Origin of the sequence: Mesorhizobium sp. M7A.F.Ca.US.005.03.1.1 (genome assembly GCF_003997975.1) — a bacterium.
In the GTDB taxonomy this organism is placed as follows: domain Bacteria; phylum Pseudomonadota; class Alphaproteobacteria; order Rhizobiales; family Rhizobiaceae; genus Mesorhizobium; species Mesorhizobium ciceri.
Map to the genome: position 1 here is coordinate 15,034 of NZ_RZRO01000040.1, position 26,151 is coordinate 41,184.

A 26,151-nucleotide genomic window follows, 5' to 3' on the forward strand; every position below is an offset into this window, starting at 1 on the left:
AAAACTCTGCGCTTTTGGCAATTGGTTGCGCCATTGCGGCCGCACGCGAAAGCGCTGCACCAAGGCAAAGGGACAGGACGGAATTTATCTCCGCATCAGGCGGAAAAATCGATCTGAATTTCCCGGCGAGTGCCCGGAAACCTCAGCGCCCGCACCTGGCGGGAGCACGAGAAAACGCAACGCCGCCACCAGCCCGATGGCGCCGATCACCAGAAAGGCTACTCGAAAATCCACAAGATCGAGAGCGGGGCGATCCCTGACGATCTGCGACAGATTAAGGATCGCCGCCGCCACCGCGACGCCAAACAGCATCGCCACCTGCTGCAGCATCGAGGACAGCGTCGCCGCCGAGCTTCGTTGCGACGCATCGATGTCGGCGAAGGCCAGCGTGTTAAGGGCGGTGAACTGCATCGAGCGCGACAGGCCGGCAATCAGCATCAGCGCCACCACCAGCGCTTGCGGCGTCTGCGGCGAGATCGCTCCGCAAGCCATGATCGAGGCCGAGGCGATGATGCCGTTGACGACCATCACCGAGCGGAAACCGAAACGGCGCAGCGTCGGCGTGGTCACCGTCTTCATGCCGAGATTGCCAAGGAAATAGGCCAGGATCATCAAGCCGGCATCGACAGGCGAAAGGCCGAAGCCAACCTGGAACAGCAGCGGCAGCAGGAACGGCGTGGCGTTGATCGCCACCCGGAAAATGGTGCCGGCGGCAAGCGTCGAGATGGCGAAGGTCAGCACCTTGAACGAGGAGAGATCGAGCAGCGGATGCGGCGCGCGCCTGAGATGGCGCACCGCCAGCCAGCCGAGGACGATGCCGGCTACGATCAGCAGCGCTGTCGGCAGCACGCCGTCCTCGGGATGCGCGATACGCTCGAGACCGTAGAGCAGCAAGGCAAGTCCCGCCGATGTCAGGAAAAAACCGGGCCAGTCGAGCGGCTTGGGGTCGGCCTCGCGGTCGCCTGGGATGAAACGGGCGACCAGCGCCAGCCCGACCGCGCCGAGCGGGATGTTGATGAAGAAATTCCAATGCCAGGACAGATAGGTGGTGATGAAGCCGCCGAGCACCGGCCCGACCACCGGCGCAAACAGTGCTGGCCAGGTGATCAGCGCCGTGGCGTTGAGCAGTTCGGATTTCGACGCATTGCGCAGGACGAGAATGCGCCCAACCGGCGTCATCAGCGCGCTGCCGAGCCCTTGCACGACACGTGCGGCGACGAACTGGGTCAGGGTTTGCGAGAGGCCGCAGGCGAGCGAAGCCAGGGTGAACAGGACGATCGCCAGCAGGAAGATGTTGCGCGCCCCGAACCGGTCGGCGAGCCAGCCCGACAGCGGCACGAACACCGCCATGGTCAGCATGTAAACGGTGATGCCGATGCTCATCGCCACCGGCGACACGCCGAAGGAGGCGCCCATCTGCGGCAGCGATGTCGAGATGATCGTCGAATCCAGCAACTGCATGAAAAAGGCGATGGCGACGATCAACGCCACGCGCCGCGCATGGGTGGCCGTTTCGGACAAGGTTGCGATCTCGGGAATGGCAGTCATGACGGAACCGGTTTGAACAGCATCTCCCCGGCGACGTCCAGAGACGTCGCAACAAACTTTCGTGTGCCGCCATGGCCTGCTATGGAATGGATGGGGCCGTCAAGGAGAGTATACGCGTAACATGAAGCCCATCTACATCGACTACCTCAATGCCCTCGACATCGATGCCCTTGCCATGACCGATGGCGAAATCATCGCCGCCGTCGAGGCTGGCCTGGTGGCGCAAGGCAAGGGCCAGACGGTGATCGAACCGCGCGTCCATCTCGAGCCGGACCCGTCCTTCCACGGCCATTTCAACGTGTTGCGCGGCTACGTCGCGCCGCTCGACACGGCCGGCGTCAAGATCGTCGGCGACTATGTCGACAATTACCTGCATGGCCTGCCTTCCGAATTCGGCATCCTCAACCTGTTCGACCCGCGCACCGGCGCGCCGCGCGCCATCCTCGACGCCACCGTCATCACCGACATGCGAACCGGCGCCGTCACCGCCATCGGCGCCAGGCATCTGGCGCGCAGGAATTCCAAGGTGCTGGCCCATATCGGCGCGCGCGGCACCGCCTACTGGAATGTGCGCCTGCTCGACCATCTCTTCGACTTCGACGAGATTCGCGTCCATTCGCGCCGCCCGGAAAGCCGCGACGGTTTTGCCGCCGAACTCTCAGCCGATCTCGGCAAGACGGTCACAGCGGTGGCCGACTGGAAAAGCTGCATCGAGGGCGCCGACATCGTCGTCGAGGCCTCGCGGCTGCCGGAGCCGCAGCCGTTGCTGAAGACCGAATGGATCAAGCCCGGCGCGCTGGTCGTGCCCTATGGCACGATGAGCGCGGTGGAACTGTCGTTGACCGACATCATGCAGAAAATGGTCGTCGACGATTGGGGCCAGTGCAAGGGCGGCAAGTTCGGCTCGCTACGCGCCCATGTCGAGACCGGGCGGCTGAGCGAGAAGACGCTGCATGCCGAACTCGGCCAGATCGCCGCCGGCCTGAAAGTCGGGCGCGAAAGCGACGACGAAACGATCCTGTTCTGGCATCGTGGCCTGTCGCTGTCTGATATCGCGTTGGGCAAGGCGATGCTGGCCAAGGCGCAGGCGCAAGGCATCGGCCAGAGACTGCGCTTCGCATGAGCGCGCTCGTCCTCACCGGAACCGGCGTCGGCGTCGGCGATGTCGCTGCGGTCGCCCGCGATGGGCGCAAGGTGGAGATCGGACCCGATGTCATCGGCAGGCTGGAGAAGGCACGAAGAGTGCTCGACCAGGCTGCAGCGTCCGGCCAGCAGATCTATGGCTTGAACACCGGGCTCGGCGCCAATCTCGGCACTGCTGTAGAGGGCGATGCCGGAGCCTTCCAGCGCCAGTTGCTGGAGGGACGCAGCGGCGCCGTCGGCGAAGGATTGCCGGTCGATGCCGTGCGGGCAAGCATGGCCGCGCGTGCAGCGATGCTGTCGGTTGGCGGATCCGGCCTTTCGTCTTCCGTCTTCGTTGCTTTGCTCGACGCGCTCAATGCCGGCGTCCATCCCGTCATGCCCTCGCTCGGTTCGATCGGAGCCGGCGACCTGGTGCTGATGACGGCACTCGCCCGCATGCTCACCGGCGAAGGCGAAGCCGACTATCAGGGCCGTCGCATACCGGCGGCCAAGGCGCTGATGATGGCGCGCCTCGCCCCGATCAGCCTGGCGCCCAAGGACGGGCTATCGCTGATCAACGCATCGGCGGTTTCCGCCGGCAGCGGCGCACTTGCGGTGACGGATGCCCTCACTGCCCTGGCCCAGCAACAGCATGCCGGGGCTTTGACCATGGAAGGTTTTGGTGCCAACCGCACCATCCTCGACCCGCGCCTGCATATGGCGCGCCCGGCAGCCGGCCAGCAGGAAGCAGCCAAGGTGCTGCACAATCTGCTCGTCCGAGACGACGCGCCGGCACCGACCACCTTGCAGGACCCGCTGTCGATCCGCTGCATGCCGTCGGTCCATGGCGCACTGATCGAGGCGATCGGCCAGGCGAGACAGGCTGTCGAGATCGAGCTCAACGCCGCCGCCGACAACCCGCTGGTGCTGGGCGATGATGAACTGGTACTGTCGACCGGCAATTTCCACACCGCCGCACTGGCGCTCGCCTTTGAGACGCTCGGCCTGGCGATCGCCCAATGTGCCGCGGCCAGTGCCGCGCGCTTCATCCAGCTCACCGGTTCGGGCCGCAATGGCCTACCGAAATATCTGTCGCCGGTCGGCGGCGCCTCCGCCGGCTTCGTACCGCTACAGAAGACAGTGACCTCGATCCTGGCCGCCATCCGCCACAAGGCCAATCCGGTGATGCTCGACTTTCTGGCCGTGTCGGAGGGCGTCGAGGATCACGCCACGCAGACACCTCTGGCGGTTGCGAAATGCGCAGGGATGATCGCGCTGTGGCGGCGGCTGATCGCCTTCGAATTGATGGCCGCCGCGCAGGCCGTCGACCTGCGCGACGGCTTCACGCTGGCGCCGCGCACCGCCGCAATTCACACGGCAATCCGCGCTCTCGTCCCCATGCTGAAAGAGGACCGGCCGCTCGGTATCGACGCCGAAGCGCTCTACGCCGCGCTCGCCGGCGCCAGTTGGCCGGCCTGACGCGGCTTCTCAGAAGACGATGGTCTTGTGGCCGTTGAGCATGACGCGGGCTTCGAGATGCAGCTTGACGGCGCGCGCCAGTACCCGGCTTTCGATGTCGCGCCCGACAGCGACGAAATCCTCGGCGCTCATCGCATGGGTGACGCGTTCGGTCTCCTGATCGATGATCGGGCCCTCGTCGAGGTCGGAAGTGACGTAATGCGCCGTCGCACCGATCAGCTTGACGCCGCGGTCGAAAGCCTGGTGGTACGGCTTGGCGCCCTTAAAGCTCGGCAGGAACGAATGGTGGATGTTGATCGCCCGTCCGAACAGCCGGTCCGACAGACCTTTTGAAAAGACCTGCATGTAGCGCGCCAGGATGACCAGTTCGGCCCCTGTCCGCTGCACCAGGTCCAGCAGCTTCTGTTCCTGTTCGGCCTTGTTCTCCTTGGTGGTCGGCCAATGGTGGTAGGGAATGCCCTCCAGCTCGGCGAAGCGGCGGGCATCCTCGTGGTTGGAGACGACGGCTGCAACCTCCGCGTTCAGCCAGCCGACCCTGATCTGGTACAGCAGATGGAGAAGCGCGTGGTCGAACTTGGAGACCATGACGATGATCTTCGGGCGGCGTCCCTGATCGACCAGCGCGGTCTTCATGCCGAAGCGGTCGACGCTCGATTCCAGGGCCCGCGCCAGACTGTCCCCGGTCGAGCCTGGCGGGCTGATGAAGGCGATCCGCATGAAAAAGCGATTGGTCTGCCGGTCCCAGAACTGGCTGCTTTCGGCGATGTTGGCGCCGTTCGCGGCAAGCTCCGCCGTGACGGCGGCGACGATCCCCGGCCGATCCTCGCAGGAAAGCGTGAGAATATGAACCGGCGCGGCCTCGTCCGTCGCATCATTGCCTTGAGATTTCACGCCCCGTCGACCCTCTTCATGAACAGGCTGAGTTCAGCCGGATCCATATGCACCACATGCCTGTCTTCGGGATAGGCGAGACTGTTCACGTCGGCAACATATTCCGAAAACGCGGCGATACGCTCGGCCTGCAAACGATCATATTCGGCGGCGAAATTGCGATACACCTTGGAATGACGGGGCATGTGGCCACGGTTCTGGCCGAGAATGTCGTCGGCGAACAGATATTGCGCATCGCAACCGGTACCCGCTCCCATCGACAGCATGATCAGCGACGTCCGCTCCGAGATCGCCTTGGCCACCTCGACCGGCACCACCTCGATCTCGGCGCCGATGGCGCCTGCAGCCTCCAGCTGCTTCACCGCCGCGAAGATATCCATGGCGGTGTCGGCGGTCTTGCCGACCGCCTTGAAGCCGCCAGTCCAGGTCGCGCGGGAAGGAATGAGGCCAACATGGCCGATCACCGGGATATTGTCATCGGCCATCCGCTTGATCGTGGCGTAGCCGGCGCTGCAATAGACCGCGTCGGCGCCGGCCTTGTAGAGCCGGAAGGCCCAGCGCACGAAATCGTCCGCCGTGCCGATCTCGTAGAAATTGTCGCCCGGCATGGTGAACAGGCTGGGCGCCGCGTCGCGGTACTCAGGGTTGAGCACCAATTCGGGCGGCACCGAGACGATGTCGACCCCTGCGCGCTCCGCGGCCTCGGCCTCGTCCATCGTCAGCACACGCAGCATGGTCAGCTGTCGCTTGCCCTTCATGGCGCGCAAATCCGCCACCGTCGGTCTTTTTCGGCTCATCAAAAGGGTTCCCTCAGTTGCATTCGGCGGCAGGTCAGCCGATCTGGATCATCACTTTGCCAGCCTCGACCTTCACTGGATAGGTGGCGAGATTGACGCATACCGGTGCGCCTCGAGCCACGCCCGTCTTGTAGTTGAAGCGGCCATTGTGCTTGGGGCATTCGATGATGTCGTCCATCACCAGCCCATCGGCCAGATGCGCCTTCTCATGCGTGCAGTATCCGTCGGTTGCGAAGTACTCGTCATCGGGACTGCGATAGATGGCGAAGGTACGGCCGCCATGATCGAAGCGGATGACATCCTCTTCCTCGACATCGTCGACGCCACACGCTTCAACCCAGTCGGCCATCTGCTTTTCCCTATTCCGCCGCCGCCGGAACGGTCAGTGCATGGAATTCGTCCCGGTACGGCCGCGCCGTCGGCGGCAATTCACGTTTGAGGAAATAATCCTCGTACTGAAGCTGCTTCAGCAGCACCGGCCAGACCTCGCGATAGGCATGCCACATCGAAGGGTTCGGCTCGGGCAGATCGTGCTTGATCAATTCGTGCAGCCTCGGCAGCGCGTGATAGGGCACCATCGGAAACATGTGATGTTCGACATGATAGTTCATGTTCCAATAGATGAAGCGGCTGATGGGGTTCATGTAGACGGTGCGCGTGTTCAGCCGGTGGTCGGTGACATTGTCGGCCAGCCCGATATGCTGCAGCAGGCCGGTCAGCACCATGTGCCAGCTGCCGTAGAGGCGCGGCAGGCCGATCAGCACCAGCGGCAGGAACGACCACAGATAAAGCGCCAGCCCGATCGCCCCGACATAGATGGCGACATGCCAGCGCGCGGCTGTGACCACCTTGTGAAGCTCCATCTCGGGAATAAAGCTTTTCTCGTCCGGCGAGATGCTGCCGAACGCATTGCGCACCAGCGTCGGCAGCGAATAGCGGAAATCGAGAACACCGGTGAAGGCGAGTGCGGCGCGCAGCAGGTCCGGCGGACGCATCACCGCGATCTCGGCGTCGCGGCCGACGATGATCGTGTCGGTGTGGTGGCGGGCATGGCTCCAGCGCCAGGTCACCGGATTGCGCATCAGCATGAAGCTGGCGATCTGGTAGACGGCATCGTTCATCCAGCGTGTGCGGAAGGCGGTGCCGTGGCCGCACTCGTGCCAGCGCGAGTCGCTGGACGAGCCGTAGAGCACGCCATAGACGAGCAGGAACGGCACCACCCACCACGTGCCCCAGAACCAGGCGATCCCGGCGGCGGAACCCAATATGGCAACGATCCAGATGATCGTGTCGCGGATCGCCGGGCCGTCCGAGCGCTGCATCAGCTCTTTCATCGCCTTGCGCGGCACATCGGTGTGATACCACTCGGCCGAGGCCAGCCCGGTCTCGATCGCGATGCGCGTGCTTTCCCCGACCAGGCTGTAGTCGCGCTTTTTCTCCATCACATCGACCTCCGATTTCCGGCCCGCCAGCCGGAGCATTCGTTTCGCCTCATGCCCTGTCCGCCAATCCCGGAAAATTACCCGACGGCACAGGATAATCCTGTTGCGGCTGCCTGGCGATCGACGCGATCTTTGCTTCGGCCTCGGCGATCGCGCCGGCGCCGTCGAGCACCCGGAACACTGCGTCGTAAGAACGGCTTTCACTATGCTCCAGCCAGATCATCTCGCCCCGCTCGCGCGCCGCGAGATTGCCGAGCACATGATGCGTCGAGGGTTCGATGCCCAGCGCATACTGCCCCGCCTGAAAATTCTGCCATTGATATGCGCAAGGCAGCTGGTCCTTGCGCGTCACCACTTCGAAGCCGAGCCCGAGCTGATCGTTGACCACTGCCACCGGCACCTCGCCATTGGCGTCCGCCGCCATCTCGTGCTGCCAGACCTGCTCGCTGAAACCCGATTGCGGCGCCGGCATCGTGCGGTAACCCACCTTCTGCGCCTGGTAGCGCTCGCCGGCATGGCCAGCCCAGACGACGTCGCGGATCGGCGCCAGATAGCGCGAACCCTCGTCGAGCAAGGGATGGCTGACATTGACGTGGTAAAAATACATGTGCGGCGTGCGGTTGAAACCGTGGTTGACGACGCGATCCGACAGCCGGATCTCGTTGCCGCCGACATCGGCCTCGATACGCCGGATCAGATGCAGATCCTCGCCGAACACTGCCGATTGCTGCACGGTGCCTTCGGCCCACAGCACGCAGCGGTCGCCGTCCCAGGTCTCGCCATAACCGGTCAGCCGCGCCGGAATGGTGCCGACGCGGCCATGCAGCGAATGGATCACGGTCTTCCTGCCCGGGTAGTTGTAGCTATCGGCCGGCACTTCTTCCCGGCCCAATATGTGGTCGAGGCCGCAGGTGACAAGCAGCCCTGAAAACGAACGCGCCCAAGCGAGCCCCCCTTCCCCCTCATAATCGTGCAGGCCGGGGTGGCGAAAACCGCTCGGCGAATGCCAGCCGATCGCCTGGCCCTTGAAGTCGCAGTCAGCGATGTCGAGCGCCCGGTCGACCAGTGCCGTGAAGCGCAGGCCCGAGCCGGTGCGGAACTCCAGCATGCGGATGCCGCGTTCCACCCCGTCGCCAAGCGTCATCAGCCGCACGCCGGCAAATTGCGACAGCATGCCCGAACGTTCCGACACCTGCCGGCGCGAAAGCGTCTTGCCGTAAAGTTCTACCATGTGACGGCCAACTTCTTCACTTCGCTCTCGTCTCTTTCAGCAGGGCCGACATGTCGGCGCCGGTGATGATGCTTTCCACGGTCAGGAGATCGGTATCGGCAACCGTCTGCTCGGCGACGATCTCGCCGCGGCGCATGACGATGATGCGGTCGGCGACCTGGAACACGTGATGGATGTTGTGGGTGATCAAGAGCACGGAATGACCGGCGTCACGCACCTCCTTGACGAAGCGCAGCACGCCATGGGTTTCCTCGACACCGAGATTGTTGGTCGGTTCGTCGAGGATGATGACCTTGGCAGCGAACTGCATGGCGCGAGAAATCGCGATCGACTGCCGCTCGCCACCCGATAGCGTCGAGACCAGCGCATCGGCGTCGAGTTTTTTCGAGATGCCGACGCGCTTCAACAGCGCCGACGCCGCGTCTCGCAATTTGGCGAAATCGAGCGGCGCGAACACGCCCAGCCATTTCAGCTTGACCGGCTCGCGCCCAAGGAAAAGATTGCGCGCGATGCTGAGATCCGGCGCCAGAGACGTATCCTGGTGGATGGTCTCGATGCCGAGGTCCATCGCGTCGCGTGTCGAACGGATCGAAACCTTTTCACCGCGCACATAGATGTCGCCACGGTCGATCGGAAACACACCGGAAATCGCCTTGATCAGCGTCGATTTGCCGGCGCCGTTGTCGCCGAGCAGGGCCACCACCTCGCCTTCCTTGAGGGCAAAGGACGCATTCTTCAGCGCGCGGACGCTGCCGAAGGATTTTTGCAGATTCTGCAGCCGGAGAACTTCCATCGTCAGCCCCTTGCGGCGTTCTTCTGCAGCAAAGCGTGCAGGATGAGCATGGCGAGGATGATCAGGCCGACGAAGATATTGTAGGCGAGGCCCGGCACGCCGATCAGCACGATGCCGTTGCGGATCGCGCGCAGCATCAGCGCACCGACGATGGTGCCGAGGATCGTGCCGCGTCCGCCGGTCAGCGCCGTGCCGCCGACCACCACCATGGCGATCACTTCGAGTTCGTAGCCGGTGCCGGCCACCGGTGAAGCGGCCGAAATGCGGAAGGCGCTGATCATGCCGGCCAGCCCCGCCAGAACCGAAGTCAGGATGAACAGCCACACCTTGACGGCGTCCGCCGGCACGCCACGCGCCACCGCCGCGTTGCGGTTCGACCCGATGGCGCTGATCCAGTTGCCGAGCTTGGCATAGCGCAGCACATAGATTGCCAGCAGCGAGAGACCGATGAACCACCACAGCGAGGTGTAGAACCGGAACGAGCCGACATTGAAGCTGCCGGCCAGCAGCGTCACGAAAAAACCCGGCTGGTCCCAGGATTTCAGCGGAAAGCCCTGTGTGATGTAGAGCGCTGCCCCACGCACCACGAGCAGCATCGAAAGCGTGACCAGGAAGGACGAAATGCCGATCTTGGTGACGATCAGCCCGTTGATGGCGCCGATGGCGATGCACAGCAGAAGCCCGGCCAGAAGGGCGGCACCTATATCCACGCCGCCGTTCTGCACCAGGAGCATGACGACGACCGGGGCCAGCCCGAACACGGCGCCGACCGACAGGTCGAACTCGCCCGCCGTCAACAGCAGCGTCATGCCGAGCGCGATGATGCCGAGCTCGGGCAGGAACGCCATCATGTTGGAGATGTTGAGCGGCGACAGGAAATTGGCATCGGCAATGGCGAACACCGCGAGCAGGACAATGAGGATGACGAGCGAGGAGAATTGCGGCGAGCGTATAAGGCTCGATCTGCGTTTCCCGACAGGCATTTCGTCTTCTGCGGCGATCATCATGACTGCTTGAACCATGCTTTGAAGAGACGCCCGCGGCTTGCGCCGCGGGCACCGGTTTTCACTTCGTGTCGTAGAGTTTCAGGATCGGTTCGACGCTCGAGGCGTCGTAGAGGCTGAACGTATGGATGTCGTAGCCGATCGGCTCACCCGAAGCGGCGAGCCCGAGCAGCGCCACCGGCATGAAGCCCTGCGCAGACGGGAACTGCCAGGCGGCCGCGTTGACGAAACCGGATTTGACGGCTTCCGCGGTTTCCTTGGAATTGCCCCAGCCGACGACCGGGATCTTGCCGGCCGGCACGCCGGCGCCGTCGAACACCCGCTTGACGCTGGCCGCGACGGAATCGCCAAGCGCGATGATCGCCGGCGGATTGTTGGCCACCATGTAGTCGGTCATCTTGGCAATGATGCCGGCCGGGTCGGTGCCGCAATCGACCACATCATATTTGATCCCCAACGGATCGAAGACGCTGGCGATGCCTTCGGTCTCCAGCTGCTGATAGCTGGCGCCAGGCACTTCCACCGGCAGGAACACCTTGTCGCCCTGCTTCACCATCTTGTGGTCAACAAGATACTTGGCCCAGATGACGCCCGCCTCCTTGAGATCGGCACCGACATAGGCCTGCCGTCCGGTCGCCGGGTCGTCTGTGTTGAAGAACACGATCGGGATGCCGGCTGCCTTGGCCGCCTTCACCTCTTCCGTCCACAAGCCCGGCTGGGCCGACGTGGTGGCGATGCCGTCGGGCTTGGCCGCAAGCGCGGAATTGAAGGCCTCCTTCTGCGCCGCCATGTCGGCGCCGCTGAATGAGATCTTGCACGTCACCTTGAGCTGATCGCAGGCTTTGGTCGCGCCGGCATTCCAGTCCAGCCAGAACGCATCCGACGGACCGCCATGCGACAGCAGGTAGAACGTCTTCTGGCCATCCTGCGCCATTGCCGGCGCGCTCAATGAGACACCGGCGAGCAGCGTTGCGGCAGCCGCCAGTTTCAATGCGAATTTCAACATTTTTTCTCCTCCCTTACTTTGGAACCGAACCGCGCCGCCGCGAACCAGCGGCGCGAGAAGGCCGTCACAGACCGTTGGCGCGGAACTTCCCGTCGAGGAATTTCTTGGCGCGCGGCACGTCGTCTTCCGAGAGATGCTCGATGATCACCGGGATGTTCGGATGCTTTTCCGCCAGCCGCTGGAGATAGAGGTCGTAGTTCAGCGAACCGAGGCCCGGTGCCGGCAACTCGATCTCACCGACGCCACGGAATGTATGGCTCTCCAGCGCGTCCTCGTCGCCGATATCGGCGTGCTTCTCGGACTTGTCGCCGCCCGAACGCTTGACGTCCTTGGCGTGAGCTATTCTGATCTTGTCGGTCAGCGTGTCGAACACCTGGTTCAGGATCTGGTCCATCCTGTCGATGTTATGCGTCTCGAAATAATTGGTCGGGTCCATCAGCAGACCGAGGCCGGGGTGATCGACCTGCGCGAACATCTTGACCGTCTCCTCGACCGAGCCGACGACGTTGTTGACATAGGTTTCGAGCAGGAAGACCGCGCCGTGGTCATAGGCCGTCTGGGCAAGGTCGGCGACCACTTTGCGGCATTCCTCGAACCCTTCCTCGGTCTTGTTCTTGGGGTGATGCACCCAGTCGGATTCTGTGTTGTAGGTGCCGGTTTCCGAGATCACATACGGGCTGCCGAAATGGCGGGCGTTGCGGATGATCTCTTTGAGGTAGCCGACGCGCTTGTCGCGCTCGGCCTTGTCCGGGTGGATGATATTTGTGTAGCCGGAAATGCAGCACACCGGCAGGTGATGATCGCGGAAGACGTCGCGCACCTTCTTGGCCTTGTCCTTGGTGATCTGCCCGGCCGACAGGTCGACATCCTTGAAGTGGAGGTCGAGTTGCACCGTGTTGAAATCGAGCCCGCGGATTTTCTTCGCCGTCTCTTCGAGGCCGTACGGGAAATAGCCCGTGAAAATACCTGCCTGCATCATGGTGTGAATTCCTCCCTGTAAGCGATTCAGTTGTCTGGTGTTTCAGCTGCGGTGATCAGGTAGCGATTTCGGAAAGCTTGACCATGCGGGCCTCGTCGATCGAGCGGTAGCCCGCCTCGACCAGCGCCATGGTCTTGACGTTGTCGGCGACCGACAGCGCCGGCGGCGTGCCGGTCTTCACCGCGTGCTGGAGCTGCTCCATCACACCGATAAAGGCATGCGGGAACCACATCGTGTCCCAGCTCGGGCTGACCCATTCGCCGCCGGTCGTCTCGGTCGAAGCGTAAGTCAGCGTCGAGGCAGCGCCCGTCGGCCAGCCGATGGTGCCCTTCGCGACCCCCTTGCTGCCGTCGACGCGCCAGTTGATGTGCTGGTCGTCCTTGTAGCCATCCTGGCGCGGACCGGACCAGACATCCTCCAGCGACACGGCAAGCACGCCGGACGGGAAGCGCAGCGTCGACACGGTGATGCCGTCGGAGTGGTCGAATGTCGTGCGCGGGTCTTTGCGTGTCAGCGTGGTGATCTCGTCGGGATCGCCGAACAGGAAGCGCAGCACGTCGAGATGATGCACGCTCATATTGGCGAGCGTCAGCCGGTCATAATCCTCGAGAAAGCTCTGCCAGTGCGGGATGGCGTGCATGTCGATCTGGGCGAAGACGATGTCGCCCAGCGCGCCGCTGTCGATGATCTGCTTCAAGACGCGCATCGACTGGTCGTAGCGCATGTTCTGATTGACCGAGAGGATCTTGCCGGCCTTGGCCGCCTCGTCACGCAGCTTGACCGCTTCGTCGACCGACAAGGCCAACGGCTTCTGCGCCAGGATCGCCTTGATGTGCTTCTGCTTCAGCGCGTGACGGATCAGCGCCGGCTGCAGGTCGGGCGGGAAAGCAAGGTCGATGATCTCGACATTTTCGTCCTCGATCAGTTTTTCCGGTGTGTCGTGGACGGTCGGAATGCCCCAGCGCGTCGCCACCTTCTCGGCGCTGGCCCTGGTGCGCGAGGCGATTGCCACCACCGGGAACCCGGCTTCCTTGTAGGCGGCGAGATGGCACTCGGCCATGATCATGCCTGCGCCGACACAGCCGATCTTGTATTCCTTCGTGCGGACCTTCACGTCCGGCTCGAAGCCTTTGCTTGCCATCTCTTCCTCCCGAAACTCTTTCCTTGCGGCGGCCGTCATCGTGCCAACGCCCCGCCGCTCTGTTCGAAATAATGCACTCTGGCCGGCTCGCAGGATATCGCCACCATGGCATCCGGCCGGATGTCGGGCTGGCCGCGCAGCAACGCCTTCAGCCGCGCCTGCCCGGCAGCGAGCGTCACCACGGTGTAGCCGCCAAGCGGCTCGACCTCGAACACTCGCGCCGGGCGGCCCGGGCCCCCATCCGCCCACGGTCTGACCTTGATGTCTTCCGGCCTCAGGCCGATCTCCACGGCGTCGGCGGGCGCTGTCTTGTCTTCGATGCGGATCGTGCCTTCAGCCGCTTCGACACCGCCCTCGCCGCGCGCCGATCTGAGGATGTTCATCATCGGCGAACCAAGCAGCCTTGCCACATAGGTGCTGGCCGGGCGGTCGTAAATCTCTGCCGGCGTACCGATCTGCCTGATCTTGCCGTCCTCCAGGATGGCGATGCGGTCGGCGACCGACATCGCTTCTTCCTGGTCGTGCGTGACGTAGATCAGCGTCTTGCCGAGTTCGCGCTGGATGCGCTTCAGCTCGACGCGCGTTTCTTCGCGCAGCCTGGCGTCGAGCGCCGAGATCGGATCGTCCATCAGATAGGCATTGGGATCGCGCACCAGAGCCCGGGCGATCGCCACGCGCTGCCGCTCCCCGCCCGAAAGCTGTCCCGGCGGCTTGTGCAGGATATGGCCGATATGCAGCTTCGCCGCGACGTCGGTGACCCGCCGCTTGATCTCGGCCTCGGCGACCCGGCGTTCGACCAGGGGAAAGCGGACATTTTCGAGCGCGCTCATATGCGGAAACAGCGCCAGGTTCTGGAACACCATAGCCACGTTGCGCTCGGCCGGCGACATCGCGTTGACCGGCCTGCCTCCGATCAGGATTTCGCCGGTGTCAGGTGTCTCCAACCCGAGCACCAGGCGCAGGATGGTCGACTTGCCCGACAGCGGCGGACCGAAGAAGCAGAAGAACTCATTGTCGTTGACGGTGAACGAGGCGTCGTCGACGGCGAGTGTATTGCCGTAGCGTTTGGTCACATTACGGAAGACGATATCGGCCATCTCAACCTGCCTTCATCGCAAGGCCGGTAGCGGCGTCGAAGACGCGCACCGACGACGTAGTGGGAGCGATGACAGCGGTGTCGCCGATAGCCAGCCCGACATCATTGTCGAACACCGTTTTCACAGCCGCCTCGCCCTGGCCGAGATGAACGATGGTGCGCGCACCGATCCGTTCGACAAAGGTCACCGGCATTGCGAGGCCCTGCCCATTCTGCACCAACGTCGCCTGTTCAGGCCGGAATCCGTAAAGCACCTCGCCGCGTGCACCACGCATGGCCGCTGCGAGTTCGCCCGGCAGCGGCGGCGTGACGCCCAACGGTCCGAGATCGACGACCAGTCCGCGGTCGCTCTCCGCCGGCCTGCCCTTGAGCAGATTCATGCCCGGCGCACCGATAAAGCGGGCGACGAAGACATTGGCTGGATCGTTGTAGACCTCGAGCGGCGTGCCGACCTGCTGCAAAACCCCATGATCCATGACCGCGATGCGGTCGGCCATGGTCATCGCCTCGAGCTGATCGTGGGTGACATACACCATGGTCTGGCGGAACTGCCGCTGCAGCTGCTTCAGTTCGGTGCGCATGACGGCCCGGAAAGCGGCGTCGACATTGGAGAGCGGCTCGTCGAGCAGGAAGATCGCCGGCTCCATGATCGCCGAGCGGCCGATCGCCACCCGTTGCAATATATTGACCGACAGCCTGTCGGCCTTGCGGTCGAGCAGCGGCGAAAGCTGCAGCATCTCGGCGACGGCGCCGACACGGCGATCGATCTCGGCTTTGGCAGCCCCTCGCATTTTTGGTCCATAGGCAAGGTTCTGGCGCACCGTCATATGCGTGAAGATGGCGTAGTTCTGGAACACGAAGCCGACGCCACGCCGGCCCATCGGCACGCCGGCCATGTCGCGCTCGCCAAACAGGATCTTGCCGCCGGTCGGTTCTTCCATGCCGGCGATCATGTTCATCGTCGTCGACTTGCCGCAGCCCGACGGGCCGAGCAGCGCCATGAACTCGCCATCTGATATTGCCAGGTCCATGGTCTTCAGCGCGGTGAAGTCGCCGAATTTCTTGACCAGGTTTTGCAGGTGGATGGCGCTCATGCCGGTACCACGCGTGCACGCGCCATGCGCTTCATGGCAAACACCGCGACGATCGACAGCACGACCAAAATGGCCAGCGCGATCGCCGCCACATAGCCCCAGATCAGGTCCTGCGTGGTGAGCTTGTAGATGTAGACCGAGATGGTTTCGGTAGCGACGCCTGGACCGCCGCCGGTCATGATGTAGAGCGTGTCGAAGATCTTGAAGTTCTCGATCACCCGGATCGCCAACGCGATGATGATGATCGTCTTCATCTTCGGCAGCACGATGGTGACGAAGCGCTGCCACGGATTGGCGCCGAGCAGCGTCGCCGCCTTGATCTGGTCCTCCGGCACGCCGACCAGGCCGGCAAGCAGGATAAGGAACATCAGCGGCGTCCATTGCCAGATGTCGGCGACCATCACCGCAATCAGCGCCAGAGTCGGATCCGACAGCCAGGCGATGGTGACGGGAGATCCGGTGAGCGCCGACAAGATGTCGTTCACCGGGCCGCCCGACTGGAACAGCATGAAGAACATGTAGCCGGCCACGGCAGGCACCACCATCATCGGCATCAGCAGGATCGAATAGAAGACGCGCTTGCCCGGGAAATCGTCGGCAAACAGTGTCGCCAGCGCCAGCCCAAGCAGGAATTCCGCCGGCACGCAGACGATCATGACGATGGCCGTACGCTTCAGCGCGCTCCAGAAGCGCGCGTCGGCGGCGAGATCGGTGTAGTTGGCAAAGCTGTTCCACATCGACCAGGCGTTCCACCAGCCGGTGCCCGACAGGGGCGACCAGTCGGTGACGCTGATGTAGAGCTGCATCAACAGCGGGAAGGCCGAGATGAACAGCACCAGGATCTGCGCAGGCAATGTCAGCCGGAAACCCAGCCTTGCGCCCTCATCGCGCGAAACCGGCTTTGCTCCGACGGCTTTCACCTCATCCTTGGAAGTCATGACAGTCACCGCGCTCATTGCTTGAGCGCCCCGAATGTCAACCCGCGCACCAGATGGCGTTGGATGGCGATGCCCATGATGACCGGCGGCACGGCCGCGATCAGGCCAAGCGCCGCCTTGGCGCCATAGAGCTGCCCGGTCATCGAGGAGGATAGCGAGGCCATGTAGACCGGGATGGTCACCCATTCGCGCGTCGTCAGAAGCAGCGCGATCAGATAGTCCGACCAGTTGAGGATGAAGACGAAGAGCGCGGCACTGGCCAGCGGCGCGCGCATCATCGGCAGCGTGATGCGGGTGAAGACGCGCAGCCGCGAACAGCCCTCGACAAGCGCTGCCTCCTCGATCTCGCGCGGCATGTCGTCGAAGAAGGTCTTCATCAGCCAGAAGGCGAACGGCAAGGTGACGATGCCGTAGATCAGCGCCAGGCCCCACCAGCTGTCGGTGAAGTTGAGGAAAGCCCACATGATCATCACCGGGATCATGACCGCCATCGGGGGAAAAATCCTGAGCTGGATCAGCGCCAGCGGCAGGTTCTGGCCGGAGCCGAAACGCGACAGCCCATAAGCCGCGGCAGTGCCCGCCGACATGGCGATCACCGTGCCGAAAACCGCCGACAGCAGCGATGCGAGGATCGGCTTCAGCGCGGTACGGTCGAGCGCGACGATCAAATTGTTGGTTGACTCGCCGAAGACGAAACGAAAATTGCTGAGCGTCGGGTTCTTCGGCCACCAGGTCAGGTCGGCGCCGGTCGCCGACCATTCGGCGATCGGCTTGAACGCCATCGATACCATCCACAGGATCGGCACCAGCGTCACCGCCATGGCCGCGAAGATCGCGGCATAGCGGAATATCAGGAAAGGAACGGAACGCTTCATCTGGCGGCTTTGCTGGTGGCGTTGTGGGCGGAGGGGAAAAGCAGGCTCCTCCCCTCCTTCGATGTGATCCAGGGAGATGGATCAGACGATCGGGTCGAGAACTGTCGGCCAGGCCTCCTTGTTGGTCTTGATGGCTTCGAGCAGTTTGTCCTCGCCGGTGCGCCGCACGATCTTCTTCCACTCCGCCTCCGTATCGGCCATCGCCTGCTCCGATGTCTTGGCCTTGGTCAGCGCCGCCATGAGGTTCTCGTCGAGCGCATTGTGGAAGGCTGTCGCGCCGGGATAGTTGATGGTCGGCACGGTGCGCGCCACCGTCTCGCGCACAACGTCCATGTGGTAGGCATGATAGGTCTGGCGCACCAGCGGATCGGAGAAGTCCGAAAGCCGGAACGGGTCCAGATAACCGCCGGGGTTGGCACTCATCCAGGCGTAGATACGGGCCGAGCCCAGCCATTGCAGCAGGAGATAGGCAACCTCCTGGTTCTTCGACTGCGACGAGACCATGCCGGTCAGCGAGAACCACAGCACGGAGCGGCTGATCAGCTTGCCGTCGATCTCGCGGCCTGGCGGCAGCATCGAGCCGATCTTGCCGGTGACGGCCGAATCCTTGTTGCCGGCATTGTCGAGGAATTTCGGCAGGTTGGAGAAGGCGCAGGTCATCGCCGCACCACCCTTGGCGAAGTTGCCGTATTGCTCCGGCCAGCCCCAGGAGATCGCATCCGGCGAATGATGTGCGAGCGAAGCGACATATTCGTTGGTGGCGGCAATGCCTTGCTCGGAATTGATCATCGGCTTGCCGTCATCGCCAAACAGGAATTGGTTGGGCGAAGCCATCGAGACATAGCGCTGGTACCAGTTGGTGTAGCCCCAACCCTGGTTGCGCAGGTCGGTCGAGCCGAACAGGCCCTTGTCCGGTCGCTGGAAGAAGGCGGCGATGTCGCCATGCTGCTTCCAGGTCTTCGGCGGCGCCAGATCGTAGCCGTATTTGTCCTTGAAGGCCTTCTTCTCGGCTTCGTCGCCGAACAAATCGGTGCGGTAGACCCAGGTCTGGAAGTCGCCGTCCAGCGACACGCCATAGTTGGAGCCGCGGTATTTGTTGAGCAGCGACACGCCCTTGGCGCCGTTGACATAGCCGCTGACGGGATCGTCCCATTCGGGCTTGTGCTGCGCGACAAAGTCATCGAGCTTGGCGATGCCGCCGGTTTCGGCGAGGTCGCCGAGGCGGTTCCATTCGGTCGAATAGATGTCGTAGGCCCCACCCTTGGTGGAGATGTCCTGCATCGTCTTGGTGAATTCCTGGCCGTTCGGCAAACCGATGATTTCGATCGCGATGCCGGTTTCCTTTTCCCACAGCTCCTTGATCGACGGCGCACCGGCCGGGAACGGCTGCGTGAGCTGGCCGATCGAGCCGTCGGACAGGCCGAGCACGATCTTGGCCGGCGCCTTGCCGGCGCCCTTCAGCGCCTTGGCCGCCTCGATGGCGCGGCTTTCCGGCGTGTCGGCGCCATACTGGTAGCGCTCGGCTCCATCGAAGCCCGTCGGGCCGCCGATCATGCCTGGCGCCAGCGCGTCGGCCGCATAGGCGCGGCCGGGACGAATGAATTGAGGTGCGATACCAGCGGCGGCCATGATCACAGCCGCCTTTCCTCCGGATGCCAGCAGCCGGCGCCGCGAGATGCGGATCAAGTCAGACATTGAAACTCCTCCCTCAGGGCCACGTTTCCTCCACGGCCCTTATGAGGGATATTGACGGCAGCACGGCAAGGCTGTCAACATCATAAATAATCAAAACACCTCACAACATCGCAATAGGGCAAGGAAATGCACAAAAACGGGATCCATGCATCATGCCGGGTGCTTCAGTTTGAGGGCACACGACCCTTCCCGGCCCTGCGCAGCCCTGCCGGACCATTTGATTTAGCGCGGCGGCTTGCGCATAGGCTAAGGGCGGATACATCATTTCCCATCAGAATCGCCGATGGCGGGGAAGCCGTCACCAGCCGATCTGACGCATGCAGGAGATGAAAGACGGTGCGTTCCACCCTGACTGACATAGCCCGGGAAGCCGGCGTCTCGGCCGCCACCGTCGACCGCGTGCTCAACAACCGACCCGGCGTGCGGGCGCGCACGCGCGAAATCGTGCTCGAAATGGCGCAGCGCCTCGGCTACATCGCCGAAGGCCCGAACGGCGCGCCGCCACGGCCCTCGCCTGGCGAGGTCATCCGACTCGACTTCGCGCTGCCGGCCGGCACCAATTCCTTCATCAAGATGCTGCACCGGCACATCGAGGCACAGGCTCTGGCGCGGCCCGACCTCGATGTCCATATCGCCACCATCGAGGGCTTCAATCCTGACCGGCTCGCCCGCCTGCTGCAGGACCTGCGCGGACAGACGCAAGGCGTCGGCGTTATAGCGCTCGACCATCCGACGGTGCGCGAAGCGATCCGATCCCTGTCGGCCAACGATATCAAGGTGGTGACCATCGCCTCCGACATCCTGCATGTGCCCAGGGTCGCCTATATCGGCATCGACAACCGCGCCGCCGGGCGGCTGGCCGGCTATCTGCTCAACCGCTTCATGGGATCGGGGCATCCGGGCAAGGTGGCGCTGTTCGCCGGCTCGCTGTCCTATCGCGGCCACGAAGAACGCGAGATGGGGTTCCGCCACGTCCTGACCGAGGAATCACCCAACCTGCAGATCGTCGAGATGCGCGAAATGCTCGACGACCGCGAGAAGGCCTATTCGGAGGCATCGGCCCTGCTGGAACGGCACCCCGACCTTGCCGCGATCTACAATGTCGGCGCCGGCAACACCGGCATCGCCCGCGCGCTCAAGGAGCACGGCCGCGCCCAGTCCATGGTCTTCCTCGGCCACGAGGTGACGGACGGCACCAAAGACCTTCTGCTCGACGGCACGCTCGACGCGGTCATCGACCAGAACCCGCGCGTCGAAGCCCGCGAAGCGCTCAACACTTTGACCCATGCGGTCCGGGGATTGCCCTATGAACTGCACCAGCCAAGGCTGCAGGTGATCTTCAAGGAGAACATCCCTGAGATTTGACGGACCAGACGAACGGGGCAGCGCAGTAACGCGCCCGCCCCGCTCGATGCTTCCAGTCTATTGGACGGCAGCGACTTCAGCCGCGGCGCCATCGACAAAGCTCTTGTCGACCCATTTGCCGTAGTCGATCGAGCCCTTCAGGAGCCCGGCGCTGGCCATGAATTTCTCCTCGCCCTGCAAGGCGGCGATCGCGTCGTCGGTGAGTTTCGGATCCTGGTGGAACACCCCGTCGGCATAGGTCTTGCGGACGGATTTTTCCGACGACTTGGTCGCCTCCACAAACGTCTTGATCGTCTCGTCCGGATGAGCGTCGGCCCAACGCGAAATCTCGATGTCGATCTTCAGCAGCCGCTTGACCAGATCGGGATATTTCGCCGCGAAGGCGCCGTTGACCGAGATGACGTTCGGCACGTTCCATTCCGGATGGGTGCTGGTGTCGAACAGCACCCGCGCCTCGCCGGTGTCGACCAGCTTGGCCGCCGTCGAATCCGTCTCGACAATGGCGTCGATATCGCCGCGCAGCAGCGCCGGGCCGGATGCCTCGAAAGGCAGGTTCAGACCTTCGACGTCATTGGTGGTCAGGCCGACGCTGTTCAGTGCCTTGCTGAAGTTCGAATGCCGCACCGTTCCGGTGAGATAGGCGACCTTCTTGCCCCTGAGATCCTGCAGCGTCTTCAACGGCGAGTCGGTTTTGACGACGATGTAGGAACCGCCGGCCTTCACATAGCTCGACAGGCCGATCAGCTTGACGTCGGCGCCGGACGCAGCAACGCGCAGCGCCGGATTGTTGCCGGTATAGGTGAACTCGATGGCGCCGGTCGCCAATGCCGTCGTGGCTTCCGAGCCGCCGTTGAAGGTCACCAGTTCGACCTTGATGCCGTCCTTGGCGAATTCCTTGTCCCACCAGCCGTCCTTCTGGGCGAGGACGAATTTGAGGTGCCCCGGCGCCGTGCTGCCGATGCGGATGATGTCAGGCTTGTCCTGTGCGAAGGCAGGCATGCCGCCAAGGCCGATGACGACGGCAATGGCGCCCTTCAGCAGCAGCCGGCGAATTGCGTCGAATGGAATGTTGGGCATGGGAAAATCCTTCCTGTTTGGAATGATGGGGCCGCTTAAATGAGCGAGGTCTCGGACTGGCCCTTCCAGGCTGTTGCCCAGCGCTCGAACCAGACGAGCAGGTAATTGACGGTCAGGCCGATGACGGTCAGCGTCAGGATGCCGGCGTACATGTCGGCCGTTTCCATCATCAGCTGCGAATTCTGGATGAGGAAACCGAGGCCGGATTTGGCCGCCAGCATCTCGGCGCCGATGACCGCGAACAGCGAGGATTTCACCGCCAGCCGAGCGCCGGCGACGATCGAGGGAATGCTGGCCGGCAGGATGACTTTCCGGAAAAGGTCGAAGTCGGACGTGCCCATCGAGCGCGCAGCCTTGATGAGCAGCGGATCGACCGACTTGACGCCACTGATCGTGTTGACGAGGAGAAAGAAAACCGAGGAGTAGAAGGTGATCGCGACCTTCGATTCCTCGCCGATGCCGAGCAGCAGGATGAACACCGGCAGAAGCGCGAATTGCGAGGTGTTGCGCAGCGTCTGCACCAAAAGGTCGGAAACCTTCTCGAACAGCGAATAGCGCCCCATCAACAGACCGAGCGGGATGGCCACCACCACGCCGAGTGCGAAGCCGATCGCGGCACGCTGCAGGCTTATGCCGATATGCTCGATCAGCACGCCCGAAGCGAGCAGCGCCCACCAGGCGACCAGCACCTCGCTCAGCGGCGGAAAGAAGATGCGGTTCAGCCAGCCGAGCCGGGGCGCGATCTCCCACAGCAGGAAGAACAGGCCGAGCAGCGGCAAGCCATAGAGGAATGTGCCGTGGCTCGCTTTCTTGCTCCGGATCTTGGCGTTGGCCTTGATGGCGGGGACCCTGGCGGCGGCTACCGTTTCGCCAGCGCCGGTAAACAGGTGGAGCGCTCCAGCGGAGCCAAACTTCTCGGTCAGATAGGCCATGGGTCCAGTTCCTCAGTGACTGAAGGCTGGCGACAGAGTCCAGTCCTTCTGCGCCTTGTTGACCTCGTCGCGCAGCACGTCCCAGACGCGAGCGCGATATAGATTGAATTCGGCGCTGGCGCGGATGTCGCCGTCGCGCGGCCGTGGCAGGTCGATATCGATGATCTCCTTCACCGCGCCCGGCCGCGCCGTCATCACCACCACCCGGTCGGCGAGGAAGATCGCCTCGTCGATCGAGTGGGTGACGAAAATGACAGTCGTGTTGATCTTGCCCCAGATCCGCAGCAGCTCGCCTTGCAGAAGCTCGCGCGTCTGCTGGTCGAGCGCCGCGAACGGCTCATCCATCAGCAACACTTCCGGGTTGCTGGCCAGCGCACGCGCGATCGCCACACGCTGCTGCATGCCGCCGGACAGCTGGTTGGGAAAACGGTCCTCGAAGCCGGCAAGGCCGAACAGCGACAACAGATGGCGGGCCGTCGCCGTGCGCTCAGCCTTGGCCACGCCGCGCACTTCCAGCGCATATTCGATGTTGGCGAGCGCCGTGCGCCAGGGAAACAGCGCATATTGCTGGAAGACATAGCCGGTCTTCGGGTCGGGCCTGGTGATGCGCCGGCCATCGAGCTTGACGTCGCCGCCGGTCGCCTGCGTCAGCCCGCCAATGATGTCGAGCAGCACCGACTTGCCCGAGCCGCTGGGGCCGACCAGCGTGATGAACTCGCCCTTGCGGATCGAGAGGTCAACGCCGTCGAGCACGATGACGCGGTCGGTCGCCTCGCCATCGACGGTGACGAACTGCCCCGGCTTGAGCTGGAAGGTCTTGCTGATGTCGCTGACGACGATACGGTCCATATCTGTCTCCGATCGGTTCACTGCGCCACGCGGATGCGGTGCGTCGGGTCGAATTCCGAACCGCCGGCCTTGCCGCGCTTCCAGCCGAGCGCGCGGGCATAGGAGCCAAACAGCTGTCGGGCGTCGGCCTGAGCTTCCGTGATGCCGGTCGGCCCTTCGGCGAACTCGGCCACATAGAGCGCGTCGGTCGGGCAGTAGATCTCGCACAGGAAGCAGGTCTGGCAGTCCTCCTGGCGGGCGATCACCGGCACGCCGCTCTCGGTCGCGTCGAAGACGTTGGCCGGGCACACCTTGACGCAGATGTCGCATTCGACGCAGCGCGTGGCCGAGACGATCTCGATCATGACGCCAGCTCCGCCAGCCGCTCAGGCGCGCCTGCGATGCGGAACGCATCCACACCGGTGATGACCAGCCGGTGCGCGAAGGCCGGGCTCTTGCCCGGCAAATCGGTGCGGCGATGCATACCGCGGCTCTCGGTGCGGTGCAGCGCTGCGGCCACGGACCAGCGCCCGGCGGCGGCGATCGAAGCTGCCTCTCGGGTACGGACCCTATCCAGCCCGTCGCCTTGCAGATGGTCGCGCACGTCGCGCCAGACACTCTCCAGCCGCTCGCCGCTTTTCTCCAGGCCTTCGCCGGTGCGGAAGAAATTCTTGTCGAGCGGCGTCACCTCACTGCGCACCGCCTCGATGACTTCGCCTGCCGAGATGTCGACGCGCGGCGATGATGCAGGACGTAATCCAGCCTGGCCAAGCGACTGCACCTCAGTGCGGAATGCCTTGCCGGTCCGGCGCTTGGCATGGGTCGAAGCGCCCTTGCCCGCCCACCAGCCGCTGGCCAGCGCCCAGGACGAATTGACGGCGCCGCCGCCCGACACCGCACCGGTCATGATCTCGCGGCTGGCCGCGTCGCCGGCGACATAGAGGCCGGGTACGCCGGTGGCGCAATCGTCGGAGACGATGTCTATGCCGCCCGTGCCGCGCACCGTGCCTTCGGCGCGCAGGGTGATGCGGAACAGCTCGCTGAAAGGGTCGATGCCGGCGCGGTCATAGGGCACGAAGCAATTCGGCTGGCCCTGGCGCAGCCAGCCCTGCAGCGCTGGTTCGGCCTGATCGAGCCGCGCGTAGACCGGGCCGTCGATCAGCGCGCGCGCCACTTCCTCCTCGCGGTCGCCGATGCCGTTGCGCAACGGCTCGCCGGTCGGCCCGACGATCGGTGAGCCATCTTCGCGATGGAACGACGCCCAGCGGAACGGCAGCCCCTTGTTCAACGAGGAGCCGTAGGGCGCCAGCGTGTATTTGCCGGTGAACTCCATGCCCGACAGGCTGGCGCCGGCCTCCGCCGCCATCAGATAGCCGTCGCCGGTCAGCCCGGTCGCGCCGAGGATGCGCTCGCGGAAAGCGCAGCCACCGGTCGCCAGCACCACCGCGTTGGCGTCGACGCGCCAATCCTGGCCGATCTGCCTGGCGACACCGGCGGCGCCGACGATGGCATCGCCGTCCGACAAAAGTTCGAGCGCGGGATGATGGTCGAGGACGGTGACGCCGGCCAAAAGCACGCGGCGGCGCATGAAGCGCATGTAGTCCGGGCCGCGCAGATTGGCGATGTAGAGCCGGCCGTCATCCTCGCTCGGGAAGGGATAGCCCCATTCGGAAAGCCTGAGCAGGTTGCGGTAGGCGGTGTCAACGCAGCGCAGCATCCAGCGCGGGTCGGCGAGTTCGCCGGTGCGCTGCCAGCGTCGCTCGACCACGGCATGCCTGTTGTCGCCCGGCGGCACGCACCAGGTGCCGGTGTTGGACGGCGCGGTGGCGCCGCTGGTGCCGAGATAGCCCTTGTCGGCCAGCACCACCTTGGCGCCGGCCTCGGCCGCGGCGACTGCTGCCTAAGCTGCCGACGGACCGCCGCCCAGCACCAGCACGTCGGCCTGGAGCAGCAAGCTGTCGGAAGCGGATTTTTGCGGCTTGGGCATGGAGACCTGGCGAATAAAGTCGAAGCAGGCGCTAGGCCGCGCGGGCCGCGCTGGAAGACCACACCGGCTCGTTGCCCGCGCTCCACTTGATGTTGCAGCCGATCGACGGCGCCTGGCTGGCAGTGGGCCTGCCGCCCTCCAGCACCGTATCGACCGCCGCGCGCAGATCGGCACCCGTCACCGGCTTGCCGTTGCCCGGCCGCGCATCGTCGAACTGGCCGTGATAGGCGAGCCGCCGGTCAGTGCCGAACAGGAAGAAGTCGGGCGTGCAAGCCGCGCCATAGGCTTTCGCCGTCTGCTGCGACGCATCCTTGAGATAGGGGAAGGAATAGCCGAATTTTTCGGCCTCCTCGCCGATATGGGCGAGCCTCTCCTCCGGATGCGCCTCGTGGTCGTTGGCGTTGATCGCCACCACCTGCAGCCCCTTGCCCGCATAATCCCTGGCGAAAGCGGCAAGCTGCTCGCGGATCAGCACGACGAACGGGCAGCGGTTGGAGATGAAAGCGACGAGCAAGGCCGGCTTGGCGTCGAAATCGGCAAGGCGGTGCAGCACACCTTGCGCGTCGGGCAGCAGGAAGTCGGCGGCCCTGGTGCCGAGGTCGACCGGATTGGACTCTGTTTTCGGCATCGATGCGCTCCCTTGTGCAACCATTTTCACAGGCCAAGATGCGAGCGCTCCGAGCGTTTGCAGTTAGTCTATGAATTTAGTATAATTATAGGCTGGAGAGCGCATTCACGGTCAACCGCGCGGCTTAGAATATCGTGCCAATGTTTCAGGCCGAGCCGCCAAGTTTGTTCGGGCGGAAGCCGATCCGGAGAAATCCGGACGGA

General features: G+C 63.8%; 25 protein-coding genes and 1 pseudogene. 3 read left to right on the top strand and 23 right to left on the bottom strand.

The window, feature by feature from the left end:
• Nucleotides 1-84 precede the first annotated feature (84 nt).
• A complete protein-coding gene (locus EN990_RS17760) occupies nucleotides 85-1,548 on the bottom strand; it encodes a DHA2 family efflux MFS transporter permease subunit (protein WP_127369550.1) in 1,464 nt (487 codons plus the stop codon).
• 121 nt (nucleotides 1,549-1,669) lie between these two features.
• On the opposite strand from EN990_RS17760, the gene EN990_RS17765 reads away from it, so the two are divergent.
• Both EN990_RS17765 and hutH read left to right on the top strand, forming a co-directional pair.
• Nucleotides 1,670-2,671, top strand: coding sequence for an ornithine cyclodeaminase family protein (locus EN990_RS17765; RefSeq protein ID WP_027160708.1), 1,002 nt, complete (start codon nucleotides 1,670-1,672; stop codon nucleotides 2,669-2,671).
• On the top strand, nucleotides 2,668-4,149 hold the full coding sequence (hutH, locus tag EN990_RS17770) for a histidine ammonia-lyase (protein WP_127369029.1): 1,482 nt from the start codon (nucleotides 2,668-2,670) through the stop codon (nucleotides 4,147-4,149). The genes EN990_RS17765 and hutH overlap by 4 nt, the downstream gene beginning before the upstream one ends.
• 9 nt (nucleotides 4,150-4,158) lie before the next feature.
• On the opposite strand, the gene purU is transcribed toward hutH, so the two are convergent.
• The 15 genes from purU to EN990_RS17845 all read right to left on the bottom strand — a co-directional run bounded on the left by purU (nucleotide 4,159) and on the right by EN990_RS17845 (nucleotide 19,131).
• Nucleotides 4,159-5,040 (bottom strand): formyltetrahydrofolate deformylase, encoded by an 882-nt coding sequence (gene purU, locus EN990_RS17775; protein WP_127369030.1) that lies wholly within the window; start codon nucleotides 5,038-5,040, stop codon nucleotides 4,159-4,161.
• Nucleotides 5,037-5,837 carry a 3-methyl-2-oxobutanoate hydroxymethyltransferase gene (locus EN990_RS17780; protein ID WP_127366970.1) on the bottom strand — a complete coding sequence of 267 codons (801 nt, stop codon included), beginning with the start codon at nucleotides 5,835-5,837 and terminating at the stop codon, nucleotides 5,037-5,039. Before EN990_RS17780 ends, purU begins: the two co-directional genes overlap by 4 nt.
• 34 nt (nucleotides 5,838-5,871) lie before the next feature.
• Nucleotides 5,872-6,186, bottom strand: a complete 315-nt coding sequence (locus EN990_RS17785; RefSeq protein ID WP_013530832.1) for a MocE family 2Fe-2S type ferredoxin — start codon at nucleotides 6,184-6,186, stop codon at nucleotides 5,872-5,874.
• A gap of 10 nt (nucleotides 6,187-6,196) precedes the next feature.
• A complete protein-coding gene (locus EN990_RS17790) occupies nucleotides 6,197-7,318 on the bottom strand; it encodes a fatty acid desaturase family protein (RefSeq protein ID WP_127369031.1) in 1,122 nt (373 codons plus the stop codon).
• A 10-nt stretch (nucleotides 7,319-7,328) separates the two neighbouring features.
• Nucleotides 7,329-8,510, bottom strand: a complete 1,182-nt coding sequence (locus EN990_RS17795) for an aldose 1-epimerase family protein (RefSeq protein ID WP_013530830.1) — start codon at nucleotides 8,508-8,510, stop codon at nucleotides 7,329-7,331.
• A gap of 16 nt (nucleotides 8,511-8,526) precedes the next feature.
• On the bottom strand, nucleotides 8,527-9,309 hold the full coding sequence (locus EN990_RS17800) for an ATP-binding cassette domain-containing protein (protein ID WP_024501560.1): 783 nt from the start codon (nucleotides 9,307-9,309) through the stop codon (nucleotides 8,527-8,529).
• The gene (locus EN990_RS17805; RefSeq protein ID WP_127385410.1) at nucleotides 9,306-10,307 is read right to left on the bottom strand and encodes an ABC transporter permease; all 1,002 of its coding nucleotides are present in this window, start codon (nucleotides 10,305-10,307) and stop codon (nucleotides 9,306-9,308) included. The genes EN990_RS17800 and EN990_RS17805 overlap by 4 nt, the downstream gene beginning before the upstream one ends.
• Nucleotides 10,308-10,368: 61 nt before the next feature.
• Nucleotides 10,369-11,313: a substrate-binding domain-containing protein gene (locus tag EN990_RS17810; protein WP_127369090.1), complete on the bottom strand. Its 945-nt coding sequence runs from the start codon at nucleotides 11,311-11,313 to the stop codon at nucleotides 10,369-10,371.
• Nucleotides 11,314-11,377: 64 nt separating this feature from the next.
• Nucleotides 11,378-12,292 carry a sugar phosphate isomerase/epimerase gene (locus EN990_RS17815; protein WP_013530826.1) on the bottom strand — a complete coding sequence of 305 codons (915 nt, stop codon included), beginning with the start codon at nucleotides 12,290-12,292 and terminating at the stop codon, nucleotides 11,378-11,380.
• A 55-nt stretch (nucleotides 12,293-12,347) separates the two neighbouring features.
• Nucleotides 12,348-13,433 carry a Gfo/Idh/MocA family oxidoreductase gene (locus EN990_RS17820; protein WP_127369091.1) on the bottom strand — a complete coding sequence of 362 codons (1,086 nt, stop codon included), beginning with the start codon at nucleotides 13,431-13,433 and terminating at the stop codon, nucleotides 12,348-12,350.
• Between the two features lie 35 nt (nucleotides 13,434-13,468).
• Nucleotides 13,469-14,530, bottom strand: a complete 1,062-nt coding sequence (locus tag EN990_RS17825) for an ABC transporter ATP-binding protein (RefSeq protein ID WP_127369092.1) — start codon at nucleotides 14,528-14,530, stop codon at nucleotides 13,469-13,471.
• Between the two features lies 1 nt (nucleotide 14,531).
• Nucleotides 14,532-15,623, bottom strand: a complete 1,092-nt coding sequence (locus tag EN990_RS17830; RefSeq protein WP_127369093.1) for an ABC transporter ATP-binding protein — start codon at nucleotides 15,621-15,623, stop codon at nucleotides 14,532-14,534.
• Nucleotides 15,620-16,579 (bottom strand): sugar ABC transporter permease, encoded by a 960-nt coding sequence (locus tag EN990_RS17835; RefSeq protein ID WP_127369094.1) that lies wholly within the window; start codon nucleotides 16,577-16,579, stop codon nucleotides 15,620-15,622. The genes EN990_RS17830 and EN990_RS17835 overlap by 4 nt, the downstream gene beginning before the upstream one ends.
• Complete coding sequence (locus tag EN990_RS17840; RefSeq protein WP_024501565.1) at nucleotides 16,576-17,436, bottom strand: carbohydrate ABC transporter permease; 861 nt, start codon at nucleotides 17,434-17,436, stop codon at nucleotides 16,576-16,578. Before EN990_RS17840 ends, EN990_RS17835 begins: the two co-directional genes overlap by 4 nt.
• An 81-nt stretch (nucleotides 17,437-17,517) precedes the next feature.
• On the bottom strand, nucleotides 17,518-19,131 hold the full coding sequence (locus tag EN990_RS17845) for an extracellular solute-binding protein (RefSeq protein ID WP_127370032.1): 1,614 nt from the start codon (nucleotides 19,129-19,131) through the stop codon (nucleotides 17,518-17,520).
• A 336-nt stretch (nucleotides 19,132-19,467) separates the two neighbouring features.
• Here EN990_RS17845 and EN990_RS17850 point away from each other — a divergent pair, with 336 nt between their 5' ends.
• Nucleotides 19,468-20,496 (top strand): LacI family DNA-binding transcriptional regulator, encoded by a 1,029-nt coding sequence (locus EN990_RS17850; protein ID WP_024501567.1) that lies wholly within the window; start codon nucleotides 19,468-19,470, stop codon nucleotides 20,494-20,496.
• A gap of 57 nt (nucleotides 20,497-20,553) precedes the next feature.
• On the opposite strand, the gene EN990_RS17855 is transcribed toward EN990_RS17850, so the two are convergent.
• From EN990_RS17855 to EN990_RS17880, 7 genes and pseudogenes are all read right to left on the bottom strand, one after another.
• Complete coding sequence (locus EN990_RS17855; protein ID WP_127384738.1) at nucleotides 20,554-21,573, bottom strand: aliphatic sulfonate ABC transporter substrate-binding protein; 1,020 nt, start codon at nucleotides 21,571-21,573, stop codon at nucleotides 20,554-20,556.
• A 35-nt stretch (nucleotides 21,574-21,608) separates the two neighbouring features.
• Nucleotides 21,609-22,505, bottom strand: coding sequence for an ABC transporter permease (locus EN990_RS17860; protein ID WP_127388342.1), 897 nt, complete (start codon nucleotides 22,503-22,505; stop codon nucleotides 21,609-21,611).
• Nucleotides 22,506-22,517: 12 nt separating this feature from the next.
• Complete coding sequence (locus EN990_RS17865) at nucleotides 22,518-23,354, bottom strand: ABC transporter ATP-binding protein (RefSeq protein ID WP_024501570.1); 837 nt, start codon at nucleotides 23,352-23,354, stop codon at nucleotides 22,518-22,520.
• 17 nt (nucleotides 23,355-23,371) lie between these two features.
• Nucleotides 23,372-23,698 (bottom strand): ferredoxin family protein, encoded by a 327-nt coding sequence (locus tag EN990_RS17870; protein WP_013530816.1) that lies wholly within the window; start codon nucleotides 23,696-23,698, stop codon nucleotides 23,372-23,374.
• Nucleotides 23,695-24,666, bottom strand: coding sequence for an FAD-binding protein (locus EN990_RS36810; protein WP_348629887.1), 972 nt, complete (start codon nucleotides 24,664-24,666; stop codon nucleotides 23,695-23,697). The genes EN990_RS17870 and EN990_RS36810 overlap by 4 nt, the downstream gene beginning before the upstream one ends.
• 3 nt (nucleotides 24,667-24,669) lie before the next feature.
• A pseudogene (locus EN990_RS36665) lies at nucleotides 24,670-25,221 on the bottom strand (FAD-binding protein); the annotation flags it as partial.
• A gap of 130 nt (nucleotides 25,222-25,351) precedes the next feature.
• On the bottom strand, nucleotides 25,352-25,948 hold the full coding sequence (locus EN990_RS17880; protein ID WP_024501572.1) for a thioredoxin family protein: 597 nt from the start codon (nucleotides 25,946-25,948) through the stop codon (nucleotides 25,352-25,354).
• Between the last annotated feature and the right edge of the window lie 203 nt (nucleotides 25,949-26,151).

Bases quoted from the DNA above. Each gene is read 5' to 3' on its own strand.
- EN990_RS17760 (WP_127369550.1), bottom strand. From the start codon at position 1,548: ATGACTGCCATTCCCGAGATCGCAACCTTGTCCGAAACGGCCACCCAT.
- EN990_RS17765 (WP_027160708.1), top strand. From the start codon at position 1,670: ATGAAGCCCATCTACATCGACTACCTCAATGCCCTCGACATCGATGCC.
- hutH (WP_127369029.1), top strand. From the start codon at position 2,668: ATGAGCGCGCTCGTCCTCACCGGAACCGGCGTCGGCGTCGGCGATGTC.
- EN990_RS17780 (WP_127366970.1), bottom strand. From the start codon at position 5,837: ATGAGCCGAAAAAGACCGACGGTGGCGGATTTGCGCGCCATGAAGGGC.
- EN990_RS17785 (WP_013530832.1), bottom strand. From the start codon at position 6,186: ATGGCCGACTGGGTTGAAGCGTGTGGCGTCGACGATGTCGAGGAAGAG.
- EN990_RS17790 (WP_127369031.1), bottom strand. From the start codon at position 7,318: ATGCTCCGGCTGGCGGGCCGGAAATCGGAGGTCGATGTGATGGAGAAA.
- EN990_RS17795 (WP_013530830.1), bottom strand. From the start codon at position 8,510: ATGGTAGAACTTTACGGCAAGACGCTTTCGCGCCGGCAGGTGTCGGAA.
- EN990_RS17805 (WP_127385410.1), bottom strand. From the start codon at position 10,307: ATGATCGCCGCAGAAGACGAAATGCCTGTCGGGAAACGCAGATCGAGC.
- EN990_RS17810 (WP_127369090.1), bottom strand. From the start codon at position 11,313: ATGTTGAAATTCGCATTGAAACTGGCGGCTGCCGCAACGCTGCTCGCC.
- EN990_RS17815 (WP_013530826.1), bottom strand. From the start codon at position 12,292: ATGATGCAGGCAGGTATTTTCACGGGCTATTTCCCGTACGGCCTCGAA.
- EN990_RS17820 (WP_127369091.1), bottom strand. From the start codon at position 13,433: ATGGCAAGCAAAGGCTTCGAGCCGGACGTGAAGGTCCGCACGAAGGAA.
- EN990_RS17825 (WP_127369092.1), bottom strand. From the start codon at position 14,530: ATGGCCGATATCGTCTTCCGTAATGTGACCAAACGCTACGGCAATACA.
- EN990_RS17830 (WP_127369093.1), bottom strand. From the start codon at position 15,623: ATGAGCGCCATCCACCTGCAAAACCTGGTCAAGAAATTCGGCGACTTC.
- EN990_RS17835 (WP_127369094.1), bottom strand. From the start codon at position 16,579: ATGAGCGCGGTGACTGTCATGACTTCCAAGGATGAGGTGAAAGCCGTC.
- EN990_RS17840 (WP_024501565.1), bottom strand. From the start codon at position 17,436: ATGAAGCGTTCCGTTCCTTTCCTGATATTCCGCTATGCCGCGATCTTC.
- EN990_RS17845 (WP_127370032.1), bottom strand. From the start codon at position 19,131: ATGTCTGACTTGATCCGCATCTCGCGGCGCCGGCTGCTGGCATCCGGA.
- EN990_RS17855 (WP_127384738.1), bottom strand. From the start codon at position 21,573: ATGCCCAACATTCCATTCGACGCAATTCGCCGGCTGCTGCTGAAGGGC.
- EN990_RS17860 (WP_127388342.1), bottom strand. From the start codon at position 22,505: ATGGCCTATCTGACCGAGAAGTTTGGCTCCGCTGGAGCGCTCCACCTG.
- EN990_RS17865 (WP_024501570.1), bottom strand. From the start codon at position 23,354: ATGGACCGTATCGTCGTCAGCGACATCAGCAAGACCTTCCAGCTCAAG.
- EN990_RS17870 (WP_013530816.1), bottom strand. From the start codon at position 23,698: ATGATCGAGATCGTCTCGGCCACGCGCTGCGTCGAATGCGACATCTGC.
- EN990_RS36810 (WP_348629887.1), bottom strand. From the start codon at position 24,666: ATGGAGTTCACCGGCAAATACACGCTGGCGCCCTACGGCTCCTCGTTG.
- EN990_RS17880 (WP_024501572.1), bottom strand. From the start codon at position 25,948: ATGCCGAAAACAGAGTCCAATCCGGTCGACCTCGGCACCAGGGCCGCC.